This is a genomic window from Microbacterium sp. VKM Ac-2870, assembly GCF_015350795.1.
In the GTDB taxonomy this organism is placed as follows: Bacteria; Actinomycetota; Actinomycetes; order Actinomycetales; family Microbacteriaceae; genus Microbacterium.
This window is the reverse complement of record NZ_JADKSH010000004.1, coordinates 125,588-148,885: the sequence shown is the minus strand read 5'-3', so window position 1 is coordinate 148,885 and position 23,298 is coordinate 125,588. Positions and strand designations below refer to the sequence as shown.

The 23,298-nt window shown below is 69.4% G+C and carries 12 protein-coding genes; 1 reads left to right on the top strand and 11 read right to left on the bottom strand.

Features of this window, described 5'->3' with window-relative positions; genetic code table 11:
* Positions 1 to 5: 5 nt before the first annotated feature.
* From ITJ43_RS11410 to ITJ43_RS11360, 11 genes are all read right to left on the bottom strand, one after another.
* Positions 6 to 836, bottom strand: a complete 831-nt coding sequence (locus tag ITJ43_RS11410) for a PP2C family protein-serine/threonine phosphatase (protein WP_194583977.1) — start codon at positions 834 to 836, stop codon at positions 6 to 8.
* On the bottom strand, positions 833 to 2,011 hold the full coding sequence (locus ITJ43_RS11405; protein WP_194583976.1) for an RDD family protein: 1,179 nt from the start codon (positions 2,009 to 2,011) through the stop codon (positions 833 to 835). Before ITJ43_RS11405 ends, ITJ43_RS11410 begins: the two co-directional genes overlap by 4 nt.
* Positions 2,004 to 4,454: a transglutaminaseTgpA domain-containing protein gene (locus tag ITJ43_RS11400; RefSeq protein WP_194583975.1), complete on the bottom strand. Its 2,451-nt coding sequence runs from the start codon at positions 4,452 to 4,454 to the stop codon at positions 2,004 to 2,006. The genes ITJ43_RS11405 and ITJ43_RS11400 overlap by 8 nt, the downstream gene beginning before the upstream one ends.
* Entirely contained in the window at positions 4,451 to 5,845 is a 1,395-nt protein-coding gene (locus tag ITJ43_RS11395) for a DUF58 domain-containing protein (protein ID WP_194583974.1), read from the bottom strand. The genes ITJ43_RS11400 and ITJ43_RS11395 overlap by 4 nt, the downstream gene beginning before the upstream one ends.
* On the bottom strand, positions 5,845 to 6,816 hold the full coding sequence (locus ITJ43_RS11390) for an AAA family ATPase (RefSeq protein WP_194583973.1): 972 nt from the start codon (positions 6,814 to 6,816) through the stop codon (positions 5,845 to 5,847). The genes ITJ43_RS11395 and ITJ43_RS11390 overlap by 1 nt, the downstream gene beginning before the upstream one ends.
* 37 nt (positions 6,817 to 6,853) lie before the next feature.
* Positions 6,854 to 12,946 (bottom strand): Ig-like domain-containing protein, encoded by a 6,093-nt coding sequence (locus ITJ43_RS11385; RefSeq protein ID WP_194583972.1) that lies wholly within the window; start codon positions 12,944 to 12,946, stop codon positions 6,854 to 6,856.
* A 158-nt stretch (positions 12,947 to 13,104) separates the two neighbouring features.
* Positions 13,105 to 15,456 carry an ATP-binding cassette domain-containing protein gene (locus ITJ43_RS11380; RefSeq protein ID WP_194583971.1) on the bottom strand — a complete coding sequence of 784 codons (2,352 nt, stop codon included), beginning with the start codon at positions 15,454 to 15,456 and terminating at the stop codon, positions 13,105 to 13,107.
* A gap of 170 nt (positions 15,457 to 15,626) precedes the next feature.
* The gene (locus ITJ43_RS11375) at positions 15,627 to 16,199 is read right to left on the bottom strand and encodes a DNA-3-methyladenine glycosylase I (RefSeq protein ID WP_194583970.1); all 573 of its coding nucleotides are present in this window, start codon (positions 16,197 to 16,199) and stop codon (positions 15,627 to 15,629) included.
* A gap of 9 nt (positions 16,200 to 16,208) precedes the next feature.
* Positions 16,209 to 17,231 (bottom strand): epimerase, encoded by a 1,023-nt coding sequence (locus tag ITJ43_RS11370; protein WP_194583969.1) that lies wholly within the window; start codon positions 17,229 to 17,231, stop codon positions 16,209 to 16,211.
* A gap of 320 nt (positions 17,232 to 17,551) precedes the next feature.
* Positions 17,552 to 19,657, bottom strand: coding sequence for an acyl-CoA dehydrogenase (locus ITJ43_RS11365; protein ID WP_194583968.1), 2,106 nt, complete (start codon positions 19,655 to 19,657; stop codon positions 17,552 to 17,554).
* Positions 19,658 to 19,843: 186 nt separating this feature from the next.
* Positions 19,844 to 21,649, bottom strand: a complete 1,806-nt coding sequence (locus ITJ43_RS11360; RefSeq protein WP_194583967.1) for a glycoside hydrolase family 3 protein — start codon at positions 21,647 to 21,649, stop codon at positions 19,844 to 19,846.
* Between the two features lie 133 nt (positions 21,650 to 21,782).
* On the opposite strand from ITJ43_RS11360, the gene ITJ43_RS11355 reads away from it, so the two are divergent.
* Positions 21,783 to 23,099 carry a TetR/AcrR family transcriptional regulator gene (locus tag ITJ43_RS11355; RefSeq protein WP_194583966.1) on the top strand — a complete coding sequence of 439 codons (1,317 nt, stop codon included), beginning with the start codon at positions 21,783 to 21,785 and terminating at the stop codon, positions 23,097 to 23,099.
* Positions 23,100 to 23,298: the final 199 nt, after the last annotated feature.

The window sequence follows — 23,298 nt, the reverse complement described above, 5'->3', positions numbered from 1 at the left end:
CCCATTCATTCGAAATCGCCTCTCGCGCCCGCCCTCGGGCGGGTGTCACCGTCGGCGTCGCCGCGGCTGGCCCCCGCCGGAGCGGTGTCGTACACGTCGTCGTAGCCCGAGACCGCCACCGCATCGACCACCACAGCGGTGATGTTGTCACGCCCGCCGTGCAGGAGCGCTTCGTGGATCAAGCGGGTGGCCGCGGCGTCCGGGGCGGTCTCGTCAGCCAGGATGTCGCGCAAGCGCTCCGCCGACAGTTCCCCCGACAGTCCGTCGGAGCACACGAGGATGCGGTCGCCCGGCTCGGCGGGCACCATCCAGTAGTCGGCCTGTCCATCGCTTCCCGCACCGATGGCGCGGGTGATCTCGTTGCGGCGGCTGTCGGTCGCGGCGTCCTCCCCGGTGAGCATGCCGGCATCGAGGAGTTCCTGCACCACGGAGTGGTCGACGCTGATCTGTTCGAGCAGTCCGTTCGCGAACCGGTAGGTGCGCGAGTCGCCGACGTTGACGGTGAGCCAGTAGCCCACACCGCCGACGTCGGCGACGACGACGCCGGCCAGCGTGGTGCCGGCGGCCCGACCGTCGCTGGCGATCGCTTCGACGCGCGCGCGGGCGCGGCGAAGCGCTGCACGCACCTGATCGATCGCGAGGCTCGTTGCCCCGACGAGGTCGGCGAACTCCGCGACGACGGCGGCGCTCGCGCGGTCGCCCGCGTCATGGCCGCCCATGCCGTCGGCGACCAGGAAAAGCGGCGCGTCGGCGAGGAAGGCGTCTTCGTTCACGCGGCGGCGGAGCCCCGTATGCGTGGCAGCGCCCACGCGCACGACGATCGGCGCTTCGCTCACGAGGCCAGCTCGATCGTCACCTGGCGGTCGCCGAACTCCAAGACATCGCCCTGTCGTACGCGCGTACGCTCGCCGGGGACGAGATGCTGGAGTTCGCCGCCGCGGCGAAGGCCCACCCCGTTCGTCGAATGCCGGTCGACGACCCACAGCGTGCGGTCGCCGTCGGGGATCAGTTCGAAGTGCGTCTTCGACAGCGAGAGCGTCTCGTCGCGGACGGGCGAGACCATCGCGCCCGTCTCCGGCGCAGGATTTCGGCCGAAGAGAGTACGACCGTACACGGCCTGCCGAGCACCGTCGTCCCACACGAGGCGAGCGTAGGGTCGCTCCCCCGTCGACACGCGGGTCTCGTCGAGATTCTCGATCAGTCCACTCGACACCGCATGCGAATCGCTGACGACGGGGGCGGCGGCAGATACCGCGGGAGCGGGAGCGGGAGGAGCATCGACGGTGGGTACGGCCGAGCGAGCGGCCGGCTCCACGGCGTCGAGTCGTGACGTATCGCTCACGCCGGGAACAAAGGAGATCAGACCGCTCACGGCGGGCGTGGGACGCGCCGCCACGGGTGCGGCCGACGGGGTCCATCCAGCGAGATCCGGGGCATCGCCGACCGGCAGAATCGGTGCTGCCGGCAGCACCGTCGGCGCCAGCGTCGACGGCCGAGTCGGGGATTTCTCGGCATCCGGCCCAGAAGCGGGCGCCTCCGCGGCGTGCGGCAAGACCGCTCCGCGGCCGGCGACGTCGGTCATCACCGCACCCGACACGCGGTCATGCCACCCCCGGTGCCACGGCGAGGAGTCGAAGAGCGGCGAGAACGGCCCGACGATAATCGCCGACGCGAGCGCCCAGATGACATTGCGCACGAGCGCCTTGCCGAAACCGAGGCGCGTGGCGCTGGGCTGATCGACGAGCACGAGGCGCAAGCCGAGCGCGCGCATGCCCAGCGAACCCGCACCGGCCTGCATGAAGGTGTAGACCACGAACCAGCCAAGGCCGATGACATACGCGAGCAGCACGGCAACCGGCAGCGGCAAGGCCCCGCCGGTGCCGAACGAGATGCCCGCGAAGATCCCCACCGCGATGAGCAGCACGACCATGCCGACAGCGCCGTCGATGACATAGGCGCCGATACGGCGGCCGAGCTGCGCCGGGCGCCGCCCGAGATCGGGATCACTCATCGGTCGACTCCGTTTCACGAGGGGGGCGCCGGATGCCGCGGCGAACGGCATCGTTCAGCGTGTGCCCGAGGCCGACGATACTGCGGCGAACGATCTGCCACACCGAGCCGCCACGCCGCAACGAACGGAGGCTCAGTCGGGCGCGCACCCGTTGCCACACCGTCGTGGAGCCGCGCATCTCTCCGACGATGTCGTCCACCTCGCGCCAGAATGCCTCGACGTCCTCGGGCGCAGGTTCGCCCGGACCGAAGACATCGACATCGGCACGGGTCGCCAGTTGGGCGACGCGGGGCTGGTCGAACGCCGAACCGACGATGGCCGCGCTTTCACTGCGGGTCGCGCCCACGACCACGGGAGCGCGCAGGTCGACGGCCGAGTCGACGAGTTCGTCCCAGCCGCCCGAGATGCGATCGGCGGTGCGGGCGGCGTTTCGGCGGCGCGCGCGACGAGCGCCCTTGATGACGCCCATGATGATGAACGGCGCCGCCAGCAACAGCAGGATGCCGAGGGTGATGCCGCCGTACAGCAGCACGGGTCCGAGCCAGCTGAGCCCGGCATCCTGCTCCTCGTCCTGATCGCGGTTCTCCGCGATGGCGGGCGGCAGGTCGGCCGGCTGCTGCGCGGGCGGCGGCGGCTGCAGCACCTGCGGCTTCGGGTTGGCCTTCGGCTTGGTCGACTGGTCGTTCGGCTTGTTGTCCTCGTCGGGCGTGGGGTCGAACGCGATCCAGCCGTGGTCTTGGAAGGCGATCTCCACCCAGGCGTGCAGATTGCTGCCGGTGGCGGTGAGCGTCGGGCCGTCCTGAGGGTGCTTGTCGTCGGCATGCCACCCCATCACGACGCGCGCGGGCATGCCCAGCTGGGTCGCCATGAGCGCCATCGCGACCGCGTACTGCTCGTCGTCGCCGACCATCTGCTCGCTGCCGAACAGCGACGTGATGCGGTTGGCGCCGTGGCCAGACAGCGAGACCACGTCGTCGCCGAGGCCGTGGCTGAAGAAGCCCTGCGTGTGCAGGTAGCTCTCCAGAGCACGCGCGCGCTCGATCGGCGTCTCGGCGCTGGCGACGGCCTTCGAGGCGATGTCGGCGATCTTCTCGGGGATGCCGCTCTGCTTCGGCATCTTCAGCGCGGCGAACGGCACGTCCGCCAGGGCCGCGTCGCTCGGCTGATCGGGGATGACGGTCTGGATCGTGTAGGCGTCGCCCTGGGCGAGGCCCGTCGGGGCGACGGCCGTGCCGGTCGCGTCGTTGAAGTACGTGGTGCGGGCCAGTTCGGACGCGCGCGGACCATCGAACGTGAAATCGCGGGCCGCACCGACATCGGGTACCCACACGCCGGACAGGTCGCCGATCTCGACGCGGACGGTGGAGTCGGTGCCGGTCGCCGTGGGCGACATGTTGGAGCGGATGGGCGTGAAAGCACTCGACGAGCCGGCACCGTCGTCCGACACGTTGTAGACGATGCCGTCGTAGGTGTCCATCGTGGCCAGGCGCACCCGACCGTCCTTGGGCAGCCCGGTCACCGTGAACAGTGTCTTGTCGGCATCGTCGCGCACATGGCCGCGGAACGACTGCAGAGGGCTCGGGTACTGGGTGATGTCGAACGGCGGGATGATGAAGTCTCGGAGGATGTAGCGCGGCGGCGTCGCCACCGCGGCGGTCGCCACTCCGACGCCGGATGCCACGGCCAGCACGATCCCGCCGGCGATGAGACGTCGCATGCGCGAGCTGCGCACGGTCGCCGCATCCGACACACCCGCCGATTCGACGCGCACCGCGGCGCGATCGTGGTCCCACACGCGCCGCATGGCGAGCCACACCGTCGCCACGACCGCGAAGACGATTCCCTGCACGAGGGGCGCCGCCGGTTGGGCGACCCCGAGCAGGATCGTCGCCACCAGCACGATGAGCGCCGGCAACAGCGCCCACGCGGTCTGTCGGGCCCGGCGCGCCAGCGATCCGGTGAGCACGCCTCCGACCAGCAGGAGAATGAAGGGGACGACGAGATGGCCGTCGGATGCCGCGACCGGCGGCACCGTCGTGAGCAGTTGCTTCCACGACGTGACCGTGCCGATCGCGAGCTGCTGCAGCGTGTTCAGGGTGGGGATGAACCCCGCGAGCGCGGTGTGCGGCAGGGCGAGCGCGCCGCCGAACACGAAGTACACGCCGATCGTCGCGCCGAACAGACTCAGAACCCCCCAGCGCCACCGCGCGCCGACCTCGGCGAGCGCGAGGCCCAGCAGGAGGCCGCCGACTCCGGCGACGAGGTACTGGGCGGAGTCGAAGGTCGGCGCGAAGCCGATGATCGAGACGGTCAGCAGGAGCGCCGCCGCAGCGAGATCGAGCACCACGACCCGCGTCGCCCGCGGCGCGATGGAATGTGCCGCCGCGGTGCGCGGTGCCGAAGCACGGGGACGTCGCACCGGAAGACGCAGACGCGCACTCACGACAGCACCTTCCGCACGGCGCGGGGCAGCTGGTCGAGGGCCCCGATCGTGATGACATCGGCCTCACCGATGCGCTGGAGAGCGGGCGCGTCGACGCGCGTATCGGTGACGACCGCGAGTGCGCGCACCGATTGCGGCAGACGCGAGCACGCGAGGCGCAGTTCGGCGGCGTCGGTGCGCGAACCCGTCACGAGGACGACCACCGCGGCATCCGGTGCATGCGCGGCGATGCCGCCGGCGAGGGCCACGATGCCGCCGAGGCGAGCCCGCGAGTGACCGAGCAGCGACAGCTCGTCGAGAAAACGGCGGGGCGTGATCGAGCGGAGCGGGCCCTGCTGCGTGCGCGCGTCGAGAATGCGCGAGTCGCGGAGGGCGCGCAGGCCCACCGAGCCGGCGACAGAGATGGCGAGTTCGAACTCGTCGGCGTCGCGGTACTCGTCGGGCAGGGTCGACAGGCCCACGACGAAGTGGGAGCGGCGGGTCTCCTCGTACTGGCGCACCATCACTTCGCCAACCCGCGCGGTCGACTTCCAGTGCACGTGGCGGAGGTCATCGCCCGGCTGGTATTCGCGGAGGGCGTGGAATGACACGTCGTCGCGGGAGAGGTGCTGGGCGGGCAGGCCCTCGAGGTCGCGCATGTGTCCGAGCGACAGACCGTCGAGGGCGGTGGTGCGCGGGTGGACGAAGAGGTCGACCGCCTGCCGGCGGTCGTTGGCGCGCTCGAAAAGTCCGAGGGGATCGCCGCGTCTGACGCTCACCGGTCCCACCGAGAGCACGCCGCGCGCCGTGGTGGGAATGGCGAAGACCTCTTCGTGCTCTTCGCCGGGCACCAGGCGCGGCACCTGGAACACGCCGCGGCCGGCGCCGACCGGCAGGATGACTTCCGAGGGCAGCAGCGTGCGCGACGTGCGGTTGGCGAGCATGAGCCCGCCGACGGCACGCTCGCCGACGACGACGTGCGTGCGGGTGAGGTCGAGCCCGATCTCGTAGTTGGTGCGCCCGAACAGGAAGCCGAGGCTGACCACGAGGGTCGTGGTCAGCACGCCGGCGACCACGAGGAATTCGCGCCACCCGTAGGCGAACGCCAGCCACCACACCAGCACGGCGGTCGCGATCAGCACCCATCCCAGAGGCTGGACGACGTCCGCGACGATGCGCGCGATCCGCAGCACGCGGCGGCGCACCACGTCGATCTGCTCCCGGCGACGTTCGGCCGCGGTGGCTTCACGCGGCGCGACGAGAGGGGCGTCTCCGGTGTCGGCGACGGCGTCATCGTCGGTCGGCGGGGCCGCGCTCGACACCGTCTCCGGACGCGCCGCGGATGCGCCGGAGTCGCCGCCCTGCCGACGCGTGCGGCGCGACGGAGTGAGGGTTTCCGGCGCCTGCGACATCAGCTGGCGGCCCGCGCCAAGGGTGCCTCGACCGCGGCGAGGGCACGCTGAACGACGCTCTCCGCGGTCGTACCCGAGAACTCGGCCTCGGGGTCGAGCACGAGGCGGTGGGCCCACACGGGCACGGCCAGCGCCTTGACGTCATCGGGCACCACGAAGTGACGACCCTGCGCAGCGGCGTACACCTTCGCGACGCGGATCATCGAGATCGCACCGCGCACCGAGACGCCCAGGCGGGTCGACTCCGACGCGCGGGTGTGCTCGACGAGCTGCGCGGCGTAGCGCGCCACCACCGGGTCGACGTGCACGGACGCGGCAAGGTCGGCCATGTCGGCGACGGCGCCGGTCGTGATAACGGCGGTGAGGGATGCCGACGGGTTGCGGTCGACCGCGCCGGCGAGGATGCGCTCGGTGACGGCGAGGGTCGGATAGCCGATCGACGTCTTCAGCATGAAGCGGTCGAGCTGGGCTTCGGGCAGCTTGTACGTGCCCGACTGCTCGATCGGGTTCTGCGTTGCGATCACGAGGAACGGCCGACCCACCTCGTGCGCGACACCGTCGACGGTCACGCGGGACTCCTCCATGACTTCGAGCAAGGCCGACTGCGTCTTCGGCGAGGCGCGGTTGATCTCGTCGGCGAGCACGATCGAGGAGAACACCGGGCCGCGGTGGAACTCGAAGCGGTGGTTCTGCTGGTCGTAGATGGTGACACCGGTCACGTCGGAGGGCAGCAGGTCGGGCGTGAACTGGATGCGGGTGCTCGTGCCCTGCACCGACGCGGCGATCGCCTTCGCGAGGCTCGTCTTACCGGTTCCGGGAGCGTCCTCGAGCAGCACATGACCCTCGGCGAGCATCGCGGACAGCACAAGGCCGACCACCTCCCGCTTACCCAGCAGCGCCTGATCGACGTTGTCGACGAGGCGCGTGAAGGTGTCGCGGAACCAGGCGGCCTGTTCGGGGGTCATGCTCATTCGTTCGTTCCTTGCTGTCGAGGAGTTACGGAGAGGGTCAATTTCGCGGCCACCATTGCTTCTCGGTGTCGACGTCGCTGCCCCAGCCGACGATGTCGACCCAGACGTTGTAGCCATCGGCGCCGCTGTAGCACGCGAGTTGCTTGGAACCATTGGAGGGCAGATCGAATTCGGCGCGCGTACCGAATCGGTGTGCCCCGCCCGAGTCGTTCCAGCAGTCGATGGTGTATCTGCCCCCGGTGAAGTTCTGCGTATTCACCACGAACTTGTAGCACCCGTTTACACAGGGCCCGCCGGGAACGTAGTCACCGCGGGTGACCCACACACGGGGCTGCGGCGGGTTGTCCGTCGTCGCCGAGTCGGACGCCGTCGTCGTCTGTCCGGGCACGCTCGTACGCACCTCGATGCTGTGGGCTTCGTTGTAGCCGTAGCCGCGCGTGATCGAGCCGTTCGCGGCGTTGCTCACGAGACCGCCGTCGATATACACGTCCGTCGTGATGTCGCGACCGTTGCGCCCGGGCGACGACCACGAGAACGTGATGTTGGTACCGGATGGCGCTGCGGTCGCGGACGGGTTGCCGATCGGACCGTACGGCGAGACAGCGTTCGACGCGTTGGATGCACCGCTGGCGTAGGTGCTGCCGTCGACGGTCGACACCGCCCGCACGCGGATCGTGTAGGTGCCGTTGTTGTTGACCTGGCCGTTGCCGATCGTGCCGGCGCCGTTGGTGCCGCCGCCGATCCAGTCGCTGCGCCAGCCACCTGTGCCTACGGAGTACTGGTACTGGATCTCGTTCGCGGCGGCGCCGTTGCCGGAGCCCGCCTGCCAGGTCACGCCGACCGTATTGTTGCCCTCGGTCGCAGCTACCGCGGTCGGCGCCGCCGGCGCGGTCACACCGCGGCGCGGCGCGGACTGCGGGCTGCGGTCACCCCAGCCGGCCTTGTTCTGCGCACGAACGTCGAACGTGTAGTCCGTCGTCGAGGTTTTGACGGTGACTGCTTGGCTCGTCTGGCTGCCCGACACCGGGATCGTATTGACGACGGACCCTCCCTGCAGCACGCGCAGCTCGTATCCAGAGATGGCATCGCCGTTCTTGTCCGGGGCGTTCCAGTCGACCCGGATCTGCGCCTGGGAACCGACGGGTTCGAGCAGCGTCGTCGTGGGCGCGTTGGGAGCGGCGGGCGGTCCCGCCGGCACCATGGACGCCGACCACGGGCTGAACTCGCTCGGGTCCGGCGCCTTGTTGTGGGCGCGCACACGCACCTGATACGACGCGCCGTTTTCGAGCCCGTCCCAGACGATCGAGGTTCCCGTGACGCCCGTCTTCTGGACGATGCCCGACGGCGGTGCCGGCGAGATCTCCAGCGTGTACGACGTCACCGGCGAGCCCTCCGAGCGCGGCGGGACCCACGAGACCGTGAGGCTGCGGTCGCCGAACTTCAGCGTCGGCGGGGCCGGGGTGTCGGGGCGCACATCCGGGCGGGCGGTCTCGGACGGCATCGACGGGTCGGAGGTGCCGACCTTGTTGCTCGCGGTGACCACGAAGTTGTACTCGACGTTGTTGGTCAGCCCATCGAGCGTGCACGTCGTCGACGCGCACTGCTTCATGTAGTTGTTCGCGGTCGAGGTGACGGTGTAGCCGGTGATCGGCGACCCGTTGTCGCTCGGCGGCGTCCACGACAGCACGACGGTGCGGCTCTGGATGCTGGAGACGACGGGGCGACCCGGGGCATCCGGCTTGCCCTGCACCGTGATGCGGATGCGTCCCTCGACGGCGCGGTCGGGGTCACCCGTGGCATCCATCACGCGGTAGCGCGCCACGACGACACCGACGAACGCCTTGTCGCTCGTGACTTCGACCCGGTCACCCTTGACGACGACCTGCGCCTGACCGGTCTCGAGCTGAGCGCTCTCGATCTTCAGCGGCGTCTCGGGGAACGGGTTGACGTCGTTGTCGAGCACGGCGACCGACTCGGTCGAGCCCTGGGCCGACTCGGCGATGACGTCGTCGTTGGCGCTCGCGAGCGGGCGCGTCGAGGCGGTCACGACGACCGAGATCGTCGCCTCGGCCGGCGTCGTCGTGCCATCGTCGGCGGTCACGGTGAGGTCGGCACGCGTGCCCTTCTTGGTGGATGCCGCGGCCGACACCTTCAGCTGGGTACCGTCGACCGACGCGGTCAGCCCATCGGGCGTCGAGCCCTTGATGCCGAACTTCAGCTTGCCCTGATCGCCCGGATCGGGGTCGGTGGCCAGCGCCGCGAGGTCGAGCACCGCGGCATCCTCGCCCGGCGAGACGTTCATGGAGGCGCCGATCATCGTCGGCGGCTGGTTGTCGGGCGGCAACACGGTGATCGGGATCGTCAGCGTCGCCTTGCGCCCGGTCGCATCGTCGGGGCCGTCACCGTCGGTGACCTCGAAGGTGAGCGCATCGGAGCCGAAGTATCGGTCGGCCGACGTGTAGACCAGGGTCTGCTGATCCTTGATCAGGCTCGCGCCGTTCGCGTGGATCGCCGAGACCTTGGCCGCCTCGGTGATGACGACGTTCTTGCCGCCCGCGGCGCGCACATACTGCGACAGCGGCAGCTGGACCGTCTCCCCGCTCTTGACCTCGAGCGGTTTGGTCGAGATGAGGCTCGGCGGCAGCTCCGACAGCGCCGGCACGCGGATGAACGCGGAGTCGGTGAGACCGTCGGGGTCGGTGACGGTGTACGTGATGAGCTGGCGCTGATCGGTCACCTGGACGTCGACGGTGCCGTCGGCGTTCACGCGGGCGTTCTCGCCGCCGGCGCCGAGCGTGACCTTCAGATCGCTCTTGGTCCCGTCGGGATCGTCGTCGTTCTCGAGAACGGCGACCTGGGCGGTCACGCCGTCCTTGAGGTCTTCGGCGCGGACGCGATCGTCACGGGCGATCGGGCGTTCGAGCGGAACATTCGGGTCGACGGTGATCTGCACGCTCGTGGATGCGCGCGCACCGCGCGCATCGGTGATGGCGTACTGCAGCGACGTGTTCATCTGCTCGTTGGGAGCGGTGATCAGCAGGTACTTACCGCTGACCCGCGCCTTCAGTCCCGGAACGTCCGGCAGCGTGATCGGGTCGTCTTGAGCGAAGCCGAACTCGTCGCCGTCGGGGTCGGAGTCGTTCGCGAGCACCGGCACGGCCACTTCGCGCCCGGGGCGGATGGTCACGGCATCGCGCACCGCGTAGGGCGCCTGGTTGACGGATGCCGCCGGAGCGATGCCGACCTGGATGTTGGCGGTGGCATCCTTGCCGAGCGCGTCACGGACGCGATACGAGAACCGATCGACGCCGCTGGAGCCGGCGAACGCTTCATAGGTGAACGCGTTCGCGGCAGTCTCGACGATGCGGCCCTTCGTCGGCGCATCGGCGATGCCGACGAGTTCGACCGAGTCGCCGTCCTGATCGATGCCGTCCAGCGGCACAGGGATGGTGACCTTCGATCCGCTCAGCGTGCGCGCAGTGAGGTCCTGCGGCTTCGGCGCCGAGTTCGCGTCGTCGTTACGGGGGAGGATCTGGATCGTGACGTAGCCCGCGTCGCGCTGGCCGCTCGAGTCGACGGCCTCGTAGGTGACGTAGACCGTCTTCGGAGTGTTTCCCGCGCGGAAGCGGACCTTGTCCTCCGAGACGAAAGCCTCACCGTCGGCCGGGTCGACCAGCGGCGGAACCAGGTCGGGGGCGACGTGCATCGTGTCGCCGTTGGGGTGGTAATCGTTGGCGAGCACCGGGATCGTCACGGTGTCGCCGACGCGCACGATGGCCTGATCGTCGTTGGCGACGGGCGGGCGCAGCTTGTCCGGCGGCGGCACGGGAATCACGACGATCTCGCCGGTCGCCGACTGCGAGCCGTTGGAGATCGTGTAGCCCACGCGCACCTGTTTGTTGAGCGAGCCCACGTCGCTGATCCGGACGGTCTCGTGGCCCAGCACCGCCGCGGCCACGCCCGATCCGGGCACCGTCGTCACCGACTGCACGACGAGGATGCCGCCGCTGGGGTCGGTGTCGTTGGAGAGCACGTTGACGAGAACGTCCTTGCCGACGGGAAGCAGGGCGATGTCGCGCACCGCGACCGGCGGCAGGTCTTCGTTGGATGCCGGGAGCACGTCGATGCGCACGAGGCCCGGAACCGAGTTCGGACCCGCCGAGACGAGGTACTGCGGGTAGTAGGTGCCGGGGTTCGCGGCGGTGAAGGTGAACGTCTTGTTCGCGAAGTCCGGCACGATCGTGGCGCCCTGCACGTCGTCGACGCGGGTCAGACGCAGCGGCTCACTGCCGGAGCTCGTGTCGTTCATGAGCGGCGACACGGTGACGGTGCGGCCGGCCTGCGTCACGACGTGATCGGAGTTGGTGATCGGCACGGTGGTGCCGAGGGGTCGGATGTCGTAGCGCGCAACGCCCGGACCGTCAGCGGAACCGTCGGAGATGACGATCGGCACGTCCTTGCGCCCCTGCACGCCGCCGATGGCGCGGTAGGTGATCTGACCGTCGGGAGTGAAGTCGGCCTCGTCGCCGCCGTCGGCCGTGACGTTCTTCAGGAAGATGTCGTCGCCGTCGGGGTCGATCCAGTCGGAGAGCACGTTGTACGAGGCGGTGCCGCCGGATTCGACCGTGATCGGGGTTGTGCGCTTCTGTACGGGCGCAGAGTTGACGTCGAACGGATGGACCGTGACGGTGACCGTCGCGGTCGCTTCTCCGCCGCGACCGTCGTTGACGGTGTAGCGGAAACTCGTCGAACCGGTGGCACCCTCGGGCGCGGTGAACTGCAGGGCCGCGCCGTTGTTGATCGGTTCCACCGTGCCGAAGGCGGGGGTGGATGCCGGCGACGCGACGAGCACGTCTCCGTCGGCATCGGTGTCGTTGTCGAGCACCGTCAGCACGGTGGTGCGCCCCGGGCGTACGCCGTACTGGTCGTCCTGCGCGATGGGCGGGGTGTTCTTGTCGGTGCGCTCGGGGAGGGTGGTCTGCACCGTCTCCTCGGTCGTCTTCTCCTCGTCGGAGCCATCGCCCTCGGGAGGCGTGATGTCCTGCCAGTTGTCGACGCGCTGCATCGAGTCCGACGCCATCCATGCCGCCCCGCCGAAGACGTCGTTGAGCACCACGACATCGCGGTTCACGCGGAAGCGCAGCACGCTGGTCGGCTCGACGCCCGGCACGTCCTGCACGGTGTCGTCGCTGTCGCCGGGGCAGTCGCGCACGAACCGCCCGGAACCCGACCAGGCCCCGTAGGCACAGCCGGCGACGTAGACAGGCTCGGCGGGCGTGCCCTGCGCGCTGCCCGTTTCCACCGTCTGGGCGTCGCCGCCGCCGGTGGGAACCCGCACCAGTGCCGTCGGGGTCGCGAGCGTCACGGCATCCGCGGCGCCGGAGGGCTGCTGCAACACGGCGTCGCCCGGCACCTGCACACGCGAGCCGTCGCCGCCGTAGAGCGTGTTGGTGTCGTGGTCGAGCACGTACGGGGTGGTCCCCACGACGGTGATCGAGAGCTTGTGGTCGGCCGCGACACCGTCGAGCCCGCGCGACGACTTCTGCACCGTGTTGCCGTCATCGCCGGGACCGTACGACCGGACGGTGGCATCGGCGGCTGACGCCGCGTAGACGGTTCCGTCGACGCCGACGGCCACTTTGGCGTTCTTGCCCTCGTCGGCGACGGGCTCGGTGCCCTGGGCGCCGATGCCGCTGATGGCGGTGAAGGGGCTCGTCCACAGCGCCCCGGTGGGCTCGAGCACGGCGACCGTGTCGGAGCCCATCGCGACCGCGGCGCCGGGCTTGAGCTCGGCCGAGTCGGACATGATCACGCGGGCGGGGTCGATGGCGGCGATCGACGACGCGGTCGAGTCGACGACCAGCACCCGCGTTCCGCTCTGCAACAGGTCGTAGTCGGCGCTGCCGGTGCGCAGGCCGCCGTCGAGCACACGAGAGGAGTGGTTGAAGTGACCGATGAGCAGGCTCGACTGCTTCGTCACCCAGACGCCGCCGTCGTTGAGGTCGACTTCGGTCGTCGGCTTTCCCTCATAGGACACGGCGAGGAAGCCGACCACCAGGGCGGCCGCTGTGACCGCAGCAGTGGAAATCAGCGTGCGCGGACGCGCTCGAAGCCACGCAAAGGACTTCATTGTGGGCTCGGCTCCCCTCCGGGCTCGTATTCATTTGCGTGGCGTCGGGACCTGTTGCTGAAGCAGGCGCACACGTCGTGCAGACCCGGATAGCCTACGTCACGAAATCTACGGCGGCGTCCGCTTGCGCATGGGGAGAACTACCCACTATTGGATCGTCATCTTGCGACGTACGTCGCAAGATGCGCCGCCGTGAGGGTCTGACCGCCCGCAACCAAGTCCGCAGGCGTTCCGGTGAACACGACCCGACCGCCCTCGCGCCCAGCACCGGGCCCGACATCGATGATCCAGTCGGCATGAGCCATCACCGCTTGATGGTGCTCGATGGCGATCACGGTGTTGCCGGCATCCACCAATCGGTCCAGCAACGCCAGCAGGTTGTCGACATCGGCCAGGTGGAGCCCGGTGGTGGGCTCGTCGAGCACGTAGACGGCGCCGGGCTTGGCCATCGCGATGGCGAGCTTGAGGCGCTGGCGTTCTCCACCCGACAATGAGCTCAGGGCTTGGCCGAGCGAGATGTAGCCGAGCCCGACATCGATCATGCGCACCAGCGTCGTGTGCGCTGGTCCCGTGCCCACGAATGCCGCCGCCTCATCGGCCGACATGGCGAGCACCTCCGCGATGTTCTTGTCCTGCCAGCGGTACTCGAGCACCGCGTCGCTGAACCCGCTGCCCCCGCAGAGTTCGCATCCGGTCTCCACGCTCTGGGTGAAGCCCAGATTCGTGATGATCACTCCCAGTCCTCGACAGGCCGGGCACGCCCCCTCGGAGTTGGCGCTGAACAGTCCCGGCTTGACGCCGTTCGCCTTGGCGAATGCGGAGCGGATCGCATCGAGGATGCCCGTGTAGGTCGCAGGGCTCGAGCGTCGCGACCCTTTGATCGCGGTCTGGTCGACGACGACGACGCCGTCGAAGGCCGGCAGGCTGCCGTGGATGAGCGAGGACTTGCCCGAACCCGCGACCCCGGTGACGACGGTGAGGATGCCGAGGGGCACATCCACGTCGACGTCCTGCAGGTTGTGCAGCGCGGCGCCGCGGATCGCAAGGGCACCACGCGCGGCGCGCGGCTCCGACTTCAGACGGGCGCGATGGTCGATGTGGCGACCCGTCGTGGTATCGGAGGCACGTAGCCCCGCGACGTCACCTTCGTAGGTGATGCGTCCGCCGCCGCGGCCCGCGCCCGGTCCGAGGTCGACGACGTGATCGGCGATCGCGATGACCTCGGGTTTGTGTTCGACGACGAGCACGGTGTTGCCTTTGTCTCGCAGCAGCAACAGGAGATCGTTCATCCGCTGGATGTCGTGTGGATGCAGGCCCGTCGTGGGCTCGTCGAAGACGTAGGTGACGTCGGTGAGACTCGATCCGAGGTGGCGGATCATCTTGGTGCGCTGCGCTTCGCCGCCGGACAGCGTGCCGCTGGCCCGGTCGAGCGAGAGATAGCCGAGCCCGATGTCGACGAAGGAATCGAGAGTCTGGCGAAGACCGGTGACCAGCGGCGCGACCTGCGGATCGTCGATGGTGGCCACCCACGCGGCGAGTTCGGTGATCTGCATCGCCGCGGCATCCGCGATGCTGATCCCGCCGATTTTGGAGGAGCGGGCACCGTCGTTCAAGCGCGTGCCCTCGCATGCCGCACACGGCATGAACTTGACGGCCCGGTCGACGAAGGCGCGCACGTGGGGCTGCAGGCTTTCGCGGTCCTTCTGAAGCATCGATTTGGTGACCTTCGGGATGAGACCCTCGTAGGTCATGTTGACGCCGCCGACCTTTACCTTGGTCGGCTCGCGGTAGAGCAGGTCGTGCAGTTCAGCCGCGGTGAACTCGGCGATCGCCTTGTCGCCGTCGAAGAATCCGGATTCACTGTAGGCCTTCACCATCCACCCGTCGGCGGTGTAGCCGGGGACGCAGATCGCGCCGCCCCGCAGTGAGAGCGAACGGTCGAGCAGCTCATCGATGTCGATGTCGCTCACCTGACCGAGCCCCTCGCACGTCGGGCACATGCCGCCGGTGATCTCGAAGGACCGCTGAGAGGTCTTGCCTTCGCCGCCGACGGCGATGGTGACCGAGCCCGCACCCGACACCGCGGGCACGTTGAAGGAGAAGGCCTGCGGAGAACCGACGTGCGGCTGACCGAGGCGGCTGTAGAGCACACGCAGCATCGCGTGTACGTCGGTCGCGGTGCCCACCGTCGACCGGGCATTCGCACCCATGCGCTCTTGGTCGACGACGATCGCCGGGCTCACGTTCTCGAGCGCGTCGACATCAGGTCTGCTGAGCTGACCCATGAACTGCTGCACGAAGGTGGGATACGTCTCATTGATGAGGCGCTGCGATTCAGCCGCGATCGTGGCGAAGACGAGGCTGGACTTGCCGGAGCCGCTGACCCCGGTGAACACCGTCAGACGTCTCTTGGGGATCTCGACATCGATGCCCTGCAGATTGTTCTCGCGCGCACCGACGACGCGGATGCTCCCGTGGGAGTCGGCCACGTGCCCCGAGGTTGATGCCATGGCGTCAGTCTGCCGCCTCCGTGCGACATCCACACCCTGGTGTGCGGGGGCCGCCGGGATCCACACGATCGGTGACTTGTGCCGAGGCCAGCAGGCGCTCGGTATGCACGGAGGCGTCGAGCAGACTCACCGAGTCATCACGCATCACGTCCCGGCCCGCATCGGTGACGTCAGAACGCCCGGTGGCAGCCCTGCAGGTGGTCGTCGACCATCCCGGTCGACTGCATCAGGGCGTACATGGTGGTCGATCCCACAAAGCGGAAGCCGGCCTTTCGGAGCGCCGTCGACAGCGCATCGGATGCTGCGGTCACCGCCGGCACATCCGCGAAGCTCTGCGGCCGCACGGTGCGGGGAGGCGGAGCGAACGACCACATGAACGCGTCGAAGGCCCCGGGCTCCATGTCGCGCACGAGTCGTGCGTTGCCGATGGTGGCGAGGATCTTGGCACGGTTGCGGATGATCCCGGCATCCGCCATCAGCCGTTCGACGACGTCGTCGCCGAACTCCGCGACGACGTCGGGTTCGAACCCGGCGAACACCTCGCGAAAGCGGGGTCGCTTGCGCAGAATCGTGATCCACGACAAGCCCGCTTGGAAGCCCTCGAGGCTCATCTTCTCGAAGAGCGGTCGATCGCCGCGCAGCGGGCGTCCCCACTCCTCGTCGTGGTAGCGGCGGTACTCGGGATCATCGCCGACCCAGCCGCACCGGGCGATGCCGTCGGGTCCTACGCGTAGATCGTCCACCCGCTCAGGCTAGCCGCGGGCGCCGACACGACGCGCGAGGGCGGAGCGCAACGCGTCGTCGAGCTCGGTGTGGGCGAACGCGAACCCCGCCGCGCTCAGCCGCTCGGGCACGACCCACCGGCTCTTCACGACCAGCTCGGGCTCGGTGCGCAGCGCCCACATCGCCAGCTCCAGCATCCACCGGTAGGCGGGAAGCCCCACCGGCATGCCGACGATGCGCCGGAGGGTGCGCATCAGTTCGCGATTGTCGGATGCCGTGGGTGCGACCACGTTGACGATGCCGTCGAGCTCCGCATGCGCGACGAGGAAGTGCATCGCCTCGACGACGTCGTCGATGTGCACCCAGCTGAACCGCTGCGCTCCCCGCGTACGGTGGTGCGGAACGCGGCCATCGACGGATGGATCGGGCCCGATGCCCCGGTAGCGGCGATGCTGCGGCCCCCACCCGTCGATCTGCGGACCCCCGAGACCGATGCGAGCGAGCATGGTGAGCATCCGCGTGGCGGGTCCGTCGCCCAGGACGATCGCCATCCGCAGAGCGAGGCGCCGCGTCGTCGGCAGATCCCCGGCGAAGAACTCGGCTTCCCAGGCCCGCGCCACATCCACCGAGAACCCTTCGCCGAGCTCCCCGGCGTTCTCCGTGTTCGGCGCGTCGGTGCGATGGCGGTAGATCGTCGCGGTCGAGGCGTTCAGCCACACCGCCGGTGGGCGGGATGCCACAGCCACCGCCGTCCGCAGGGCGCGGGTGGTCTCCATCCGGGAGCGCAGGATCTCGTCGCGGTTGCGGTCGGTGTAGCGGCAGTTCACCGACTTTCCGGCGAGGTTGACGAGCACGTCGGCGCCGTCGATCAGTTCTGCGACGGCGGCGGGGTCGTCCCAGCTGACGGGCGCGTGCCGTCCGATGACGCCCACCCGATAGCCGCGCTCGCGAAACGACGACACGACGGCGCGGCCGATGAAGCCCGAGGCCCCCGCCACCACGGCTCGGGGGCTCGTGGGTTCATCCGCTGGCGTGTCTTCTGCTCGAGCCATTGTCTTGCCCCATTCTGAACGCGTTCAAAACAGGATACCGCGAAGGCATGCCCGCGTCGAGGAAGGGCCCCGAGCAGCTCGAGCAGTCGGTGTATCAGCGAGTGCTCGGGGTCGGGGAAGGCTGCTTCAAGGTCGCGGGGCGACGGTGCGAGCGCTCCGTCCGGCATCCGCCGTACTGGCGTTGCGCCGAGTGATCTTTCCCGCCTTCACCTACGAAGTCCGCAGAAATGCGCGAACTCCGCATGATCCGGGCGGGATCGTGCGGAGTTCGCGATGAACTGCGGAGTCGGCGATGGCGCGCGCGGAGCGCGACTTCGGACCTACTTCTTCTTGAGCGACTTCTCCGAGACCGGCGCCTGCCCCGACGCGGCGAGCTCGGCGTAGTACGCGCGAGCCTCGCGCTGGCGTGCGTCTTCCGCGCCCGAGGCGATGGGCGCACGCACGTGCTCGGGCTCGAAGGCGAAGGCGTCGACGAGGTCCTGTGCGTGCGGGCGCAGGCGCAGGAGCAGCCGGTCGATGTACTTCGAGACGGATGCCGCGCGCTGCGCCGACAACCGGCCGTGGATGAGGTACCAGGCCAGGTGCTTCTCGATGAGGTGCAGTCCGAACAGGTCACGCAGCCAGGTCAGCACCTGGGCGGTGCCCGCATCGGACACCCCGGAGATGCCGTCGCTGAAGGCCTCCCACTGCAGCAGTTCGCCGTGAGCGCGCGCAGCCTCGATGAGCTCGGCCTGGTTCGCGTTGAAGATCGCCGCCGCCTCGGCCGGCGAGGCCTTGGATGCCGGTCGGAGCCGGCCCGCGACATCTTCGACCATCTGCCGCACGCGCCCGGCGAGCAGCTCGTGCTGCTGCTCGGCGCGCAGGCCCAGCTCCACCGACCGCGCGGTCGAGCCGAAGTCGGCGACGGCCTGGCCGAGCTGGCGCAGACCCGCCCCGTGGAAGACCTTGCCCGCGGTCTGCTTCGCGGCGAACGACGCGAGCTTCGCGGCATCCGCCCCGCTGAACTGCTTGGCGAAGTCGCTGAGCAGCCGCTTTCCGACCAGCTGCAGGAGCACATTGTTGTCGCCCTCGAAGGTCACGTAGACGTCGAGGTCGTGGTGCAGCCCGACGAGGCGGTTGTCGGCCATGAAGCCCGACCCGCCGCAGGCTTCGCGGCACTCCTGAATGGTGTCGAGGGCATTCCACGTCGACAGCGGCTTGAGGGCCGCAGCGAGCGTCTCGAGGTTCTCGCGCTCATCGGGAGTGTCGGTGCGCCCGCTGAAGACGCCGTCGAAAGTGCGCAGCAGTTCGTCGTTGGCGAAGAACTGCGCGTACACCTGAGCGAGGCGCGGCAGCAGGCGCCGCTGGTGCTTGCCGTAGTCGAGCAGCACGACCTCGTCGCTGCCCGACCCGGAGTCGAACTGGCGGCGCTGGTTGGCGTAGGTGAGGGCGATGTGCAGCGCCAGCGCCGTCGCGGTCGTCGCCGCACCGTCGAGAGACACGCGCCCCTGCACGAGCGCACCGAGCATCGTGAAGAACCGACGTCCGGGGCTCGGAATGTCGGAGCTGTACGTGCCGTCTGCGGCGACGTCGCCGTAGCGGTTGAGCAGGTTGAAGCGCGGCACGCGTACGTGGTCGAACGCCAATCGGCCGTTGTCGATGCCATTGAGCCCACCCTTGACCCCGTCATCCTCGCTCTGCACGCCCGGCAGCGTGGCGCCCTGTTCGTCGCGGATCGGAACGAAGAAGCAGTGCACGCCGTAGTTGACCCCGCCCGTGATGAGCTGCGCGAATACCGTCGCCGCGCGCCCGTGCAGGGCGGCGTTGCCGAGGTAGTCCTTCCACGCGCCGCGGAACGGCGTGTTGATGACGAACTCCTCGGTCTCAGGGTCATAGGTGGCTGTGGTGCCGATGGCCGCGACGTCGGAGCCGTGCCCGATTTCGGTCATCGCGAAGGCGCCCGGCAGTTCGAGGTCGATGACATCGCGCAGCCACGCCTCGTGGTGCTTCTCGGTGCCCAGCTGATAGATGGCCGAACCGAACAGACCCCACTGCACGCCCGACTTGATCTGCAGCGACGGGTCGGCCAGCACGAGCTCCATGAAGCCGGCGAGGTTGGCCCCGTTGTCCTCCAGCCCGCCGTACTTCTTCGGGAACGCGCGGCGCGAGCCGTTGTTCTCGACGAGGATGTGCAACTGCCCGAGCACGCGCTCCCGGTGGTCGGCGACCGACAACCCCTCGATCTTCCACAGCGCGGGGTCCTTGATCATCTCGCGCGCCTCGCGGCGCGTCTCGGCCCACGTTCCGAGGAGCAGATCGGTGACCGTGTCGACGTGGATGCGCGCCTCGTTCGCCTCGGCGGCGGTGTGTGCGGCCCGGGGTGCCCCGCCGGCGGGAGTGCGCGTGTTCGTGGCGGGCTTCTTCGGACGGACGGCGGCGTCGGTCATCGGCGTACCTTTCGACAGCGGACAGGAAAACTCACAGTCGACGGTAGGAGCGCCACAACACCCTCGCAAACCGGTTGCACCCACCCCACAAAGGGCGCGGCGTCCGCGGCATCCGGCCCTGTGTGACACCCACACTCACGATGCGTGAGACTCAGTTCCACCGTGTCATCGCGGGATGCCCCGAGGTCAGAGATCCAGACCGTGACCGAAGCGGAAGAGCGGATCGGCCGTGTCGAAGGGTACGTCGGGGCGGGATGCCTCCACAGCCGCCATCGAGCGGGGCAGGTCGAACGGCAGGCGCCCGCGGGCGCTGGCCGCACCGCTCAGCACGTCGAGGAGCGCGGCGGAACTCGCTCCCCAGTTGCCCGTGACGGTGACGCCCAGCTCGACGATCGGTGTGAGGATGGCCGGCCGGTCGAGGAAGACATCGACCACGGTCGGCGCGACAGCGGCGACGGCGGCGACGTGCTCCACAACCTCCGACGGGAAGTCCAGCGAGCCCGCGTGGAAGAAGTTCTCGAAGCTCGAGCCGCGCTGCTCGTACGGCGCCTGCAGGCGGAGCACGGCGAGGTCGGCCTCGGCCGGGGTGGCGACGATCTCGCCGTATGCAGCGGCGACCTTCGCATCGACGCCCTCGACGTAGAGCTTCAGCCCGCGAGCGAAAGGCACCGCGTCGGTCGCGGCGAGCACCGTGATGGCGGTGCGTTGCGCGGCGGCGCCCGCGGCGCGGAACGATGCCGACCCGACGATCTCGTCCGCTGCCTCGGCATCCACAGACGGGTTCTCGAAGAGCCCGAGGGTGAACTTCTCGCGCAGCAGGCGCCTCGCCGAGACGTCGAGGCGCTCCTCCGAGACGATGCCGTCGGCGACGAGCTGCAGGAGGATCTCGGTGCAGCGTTCGCCGCCGAATTGGTCGGCGCCGGCATCCAGAATCTTCGCCATGCGTTCGGCGGGGGTGAGGTGCTCGACACCCCAGGCGCGCGCCGGGAAGGGGTCGCCCATGATCTCGCTGTCGGTGACGAGGCCCCAGTCGGTGCAGACGATACCGCCGAAACCGAACCGGTCGCGGAGCAGCCCCGTCAAGACGCTCTTGTTGAAGCCGAATCCGACCTCTTCGTAGGCGGTGCCGATCGGCATGCCGTAGTAGGGCATGACCTGACGCACCCCCGCCTCGAACGCCGCCGCGAAGGGCACGAGGTGCAGCTCGAACGCGTCACCAGGGTAGACCTGCTCACGGCCGTAGGCGAAGTGCGGGTCTTCGCCGTCTTTCTGCGGGCCACCGCCGGGGAAGTGCTTGACCATGGTCGACACCGAGTCGGGGCCCAGCTCGTCTCCTTGGAAGCCGCGGATGTAGGCCGCGCCCAGCCGTGCCGAAAGCTCGGCATCCTCGCCGAAGGTCTGCAGCTGGCGCGCCCACCGCGGCTCGGTCGCGAGGTCGACCTGAGGATGCAGCGCCACGCGGATGCCGACGGCGGCGTACTCCTGCCGGGCGATGTCGCCGAAGGTGCGCACGAGCTGCTCGTCGCGCGTCGCCGCGAGCCCCAGCGCATCCGGCCACTGCGAGAACGGGCCGGCGTGCATCGACGCCCCGGGGTTGTCGGTGAACGAGTGACGCGGATCGGTGGAGAGGGTTACGGGGATGCCGAGGCGCGTGGCGGCCGCGAGCTGCTGCAGACGGTTGTGCCAGCGGGCGATCTCGCCGGCGGTCGGCGCAGCCCCCAGAAGGTTGAAGTGGGTCATGTGCCGTTCGCGCACGTACTCGTCGGTCGACGGCAACCCGAACGCACTGTCGCCCTGCGAGAGCTCACCGTCCGGACCGATCGAGATCATCGTCTGGAAGAAGAGTCCGGCTTTCTCCTCCACGGTCATTTCGCGCAGGAGGAGCTCGACACGCTCGTCGATCGGCAGGCCCGCGTCGAGCCAGGGGCGGTTGGCGGCGGCCGCGGGTGCCATGGGGGTCGCGGGGGTCGTGCCCGGGGCCGGCTCTGTCATGGGAGATCCTTCACAGCGATGTGAGAACGAGACCGGACGGCCTCTCCGGCGACGGTACACGAAACCCGACCGATTGGTAACTACGAATCGAGGTCACGTGATTGCAGGGCTAGGGTGGGCCCGGGAGGCGACAATGACCACGCCGGCACCGACGCGCAGGCGCAATACGGCGGCCACACGCGCGCGCATCGTCGATGCGGCGCGCGAGGTCTTCGTCGCGCACGGCTACCGCGCCGCGTCGCTGCGTGACGTCGCCGCTGCCGCGGGGATCACCCACCCCGGTCTGCTCAAGCACTTCGCCACGAAGGACCTGCTGCTGGCCGCCGTGATCGCGACGTACGATCGGGCCGCCGAGGACGTGATGCAGCCGGGCGGCGCCACTGTCGCCGCCGGGGATCTCGTCTTCTCGGCGGTGGCCGCTCGCAACCAACAGATCGAGGGATACCTGCCGTTGTACGCCGCGCTCGTCGGCGAAGGCTCCACCCGCGGCCACCCCGCCCACGCCTACATGCGCGAGCGCTACGCCCGACTGCGGGAGGTATCGGCCCTGCAGTTGCGTGACGCCAGCGCGGTCGGCGCCGTCCATCCCACGCGCGACTTCGCCGGTGAGGCCGTCCGCCTGGCGGCCGTCTGGGACGGACTGCAGCTGCTCGCGCTCTACCTGCCCGCGCGTGTCGACGTGGTCGCCCTGCTCACGGAGGTGCAGCGGCTGCTCGCGACGGCGCCGCGATCGCGCGGACCGGCGGATGGTGGACAGGGCGGCCCGACGCATGACGGGGATGGCGCACCCCGCGCCGCGGCATCCGGATCAGCGTCACCCGCGCGCTGGCCGTCACTCGATCTCGGGATCGACGACGGCGACACCGCGGAGGGATATCGCGTCGGGCGGGAGCGTCGTGCACGCATCCTGCGCGACGCGACAGCACTGTTCGCGCGCGACGGCTATGCAGAGACCAGCCTGCGTGAGATCGCCGAGCGGGTGGGGGTGTCGAAGTCGGCCCTTCTGCATCACTACTCCTCGAAGGACGCACTGTTGCGGGCTGTGCTCACCGAACGCGACCGCGCGATCTCGGCCACCCCGCCCGCGACGACCGACCGGGCGGCGGACTTCGTGCGCAGCCTCCCGCGCAGTGCAGCCGAGAACGCGGCGACGACCCCCGGTCTCATCGAGGTGTACGCCGTGTTGTCGTGCGAGGCCCTGCCGGGCGACCACCCCGCGCACGACTACTTCACCCGCCGGTTCACCGCCACCGTCGACCACTTCGCTGCGGTTCTGCGTGCCGCACAACGTGACGGCGACCTGCCTGACCATCGCGATCCCGAACGCGAGGCCATCCGCCTGGTCGCCCTGTGGGACGGACTGCAGTATCAGTGGCTGTACGACCGGGACAGTGTCGACGTGGCTGCGCATCTGAGGGCGCACCTCGACGACATCCTGCCGCCGCACTGACGCGGCGGCCGCGGCTGACGCCGGCCCGGAGGCACACGCCGAGGCGCGCACCGAGGCGCACACCGAGGCGATGAAGCTGCCTCACCGGATTCGGGCTCGGGTCACGGATTCGGACGGTGGATGCCGCGACATCCGAATCTGTTGCGCATCTCCGAATCTGGTGATGGATACGCCGAGCGAGGGCTGGCCCCGCCGGCCC

What these genes read in the sequence shown, in the direction of transcription:
- ITJ43_RS11390 (WP_194583973.1), bottom strand. Translation starts at nt 6,816, where the DNA reads ATGAGCATGACCCCCGAACAGGCCGCCTGGTTCCGCGACACCTTCACG.
- ITJ43_RS11360 (WP_194583967.1), bottom strand. Translation starts at nt 21,649, where the DNA reads ATGACAGAGCCGGCCCCGGGCACGACCCCCGCGACCCCCATGGCACCC.
- ITJ43_RS11385 (WP_194583972.1), bottom strand. Translation starts at nt 12,946, where the DNA reads ATGAAGTCCTTTGCGTGGCTTCGAGCGCGTCCGCGCACGCTGATTTCC.
- ITJ43_RS11380 (WP_194583971.1), bottom strand. Translation starts at nt 15,456, where the DNA reads ATGGCATCAACCTCGGGGCACGTGGCCGACTCCCACGGGAGCATCCGC.
- ITJ43_RS11405 (WP_194583976.1), bottom strand. Translation starts at nt 2,011, where the DNA reads ATGAGTGATCCCGATCTCGGGCGGCGCCCGGCGCAGCTCGGCCGCCGT.
- ITJ43_RS11355 (WP_194583966.1), top strand. Translation starts at nt 21,783, where the DNA reads ATGACCACGCCGGCACCGACGCGCAGGCGCAATACGGCGGCCACACGC.
- ITJ43_RS11395 (WP_194583974.1), bottom strand. Translation starts at nt 5,845, where the DNA reads ATGTCGCAGGCGCCGGAAACCCTCACTCCGTCGCGCCGCACGCGTCGG.
- ITJ43_RS11370 (WP_194583969.1), bottom strand. Translation starts at nt 17,231, where the DNA reads ATGGCTCGAGCAGAAGACACGCCAGCGGATGAACCCACGAGCCCCCGA.
- ITJ43_RS11365 (WP_194583968.1), bottom strand. Translation starts at nt 19,657, where the DNA reads ATGACCGACGCCGCCGTCCGTCCGAAGAAGCCCGCCACGAACACGCGC.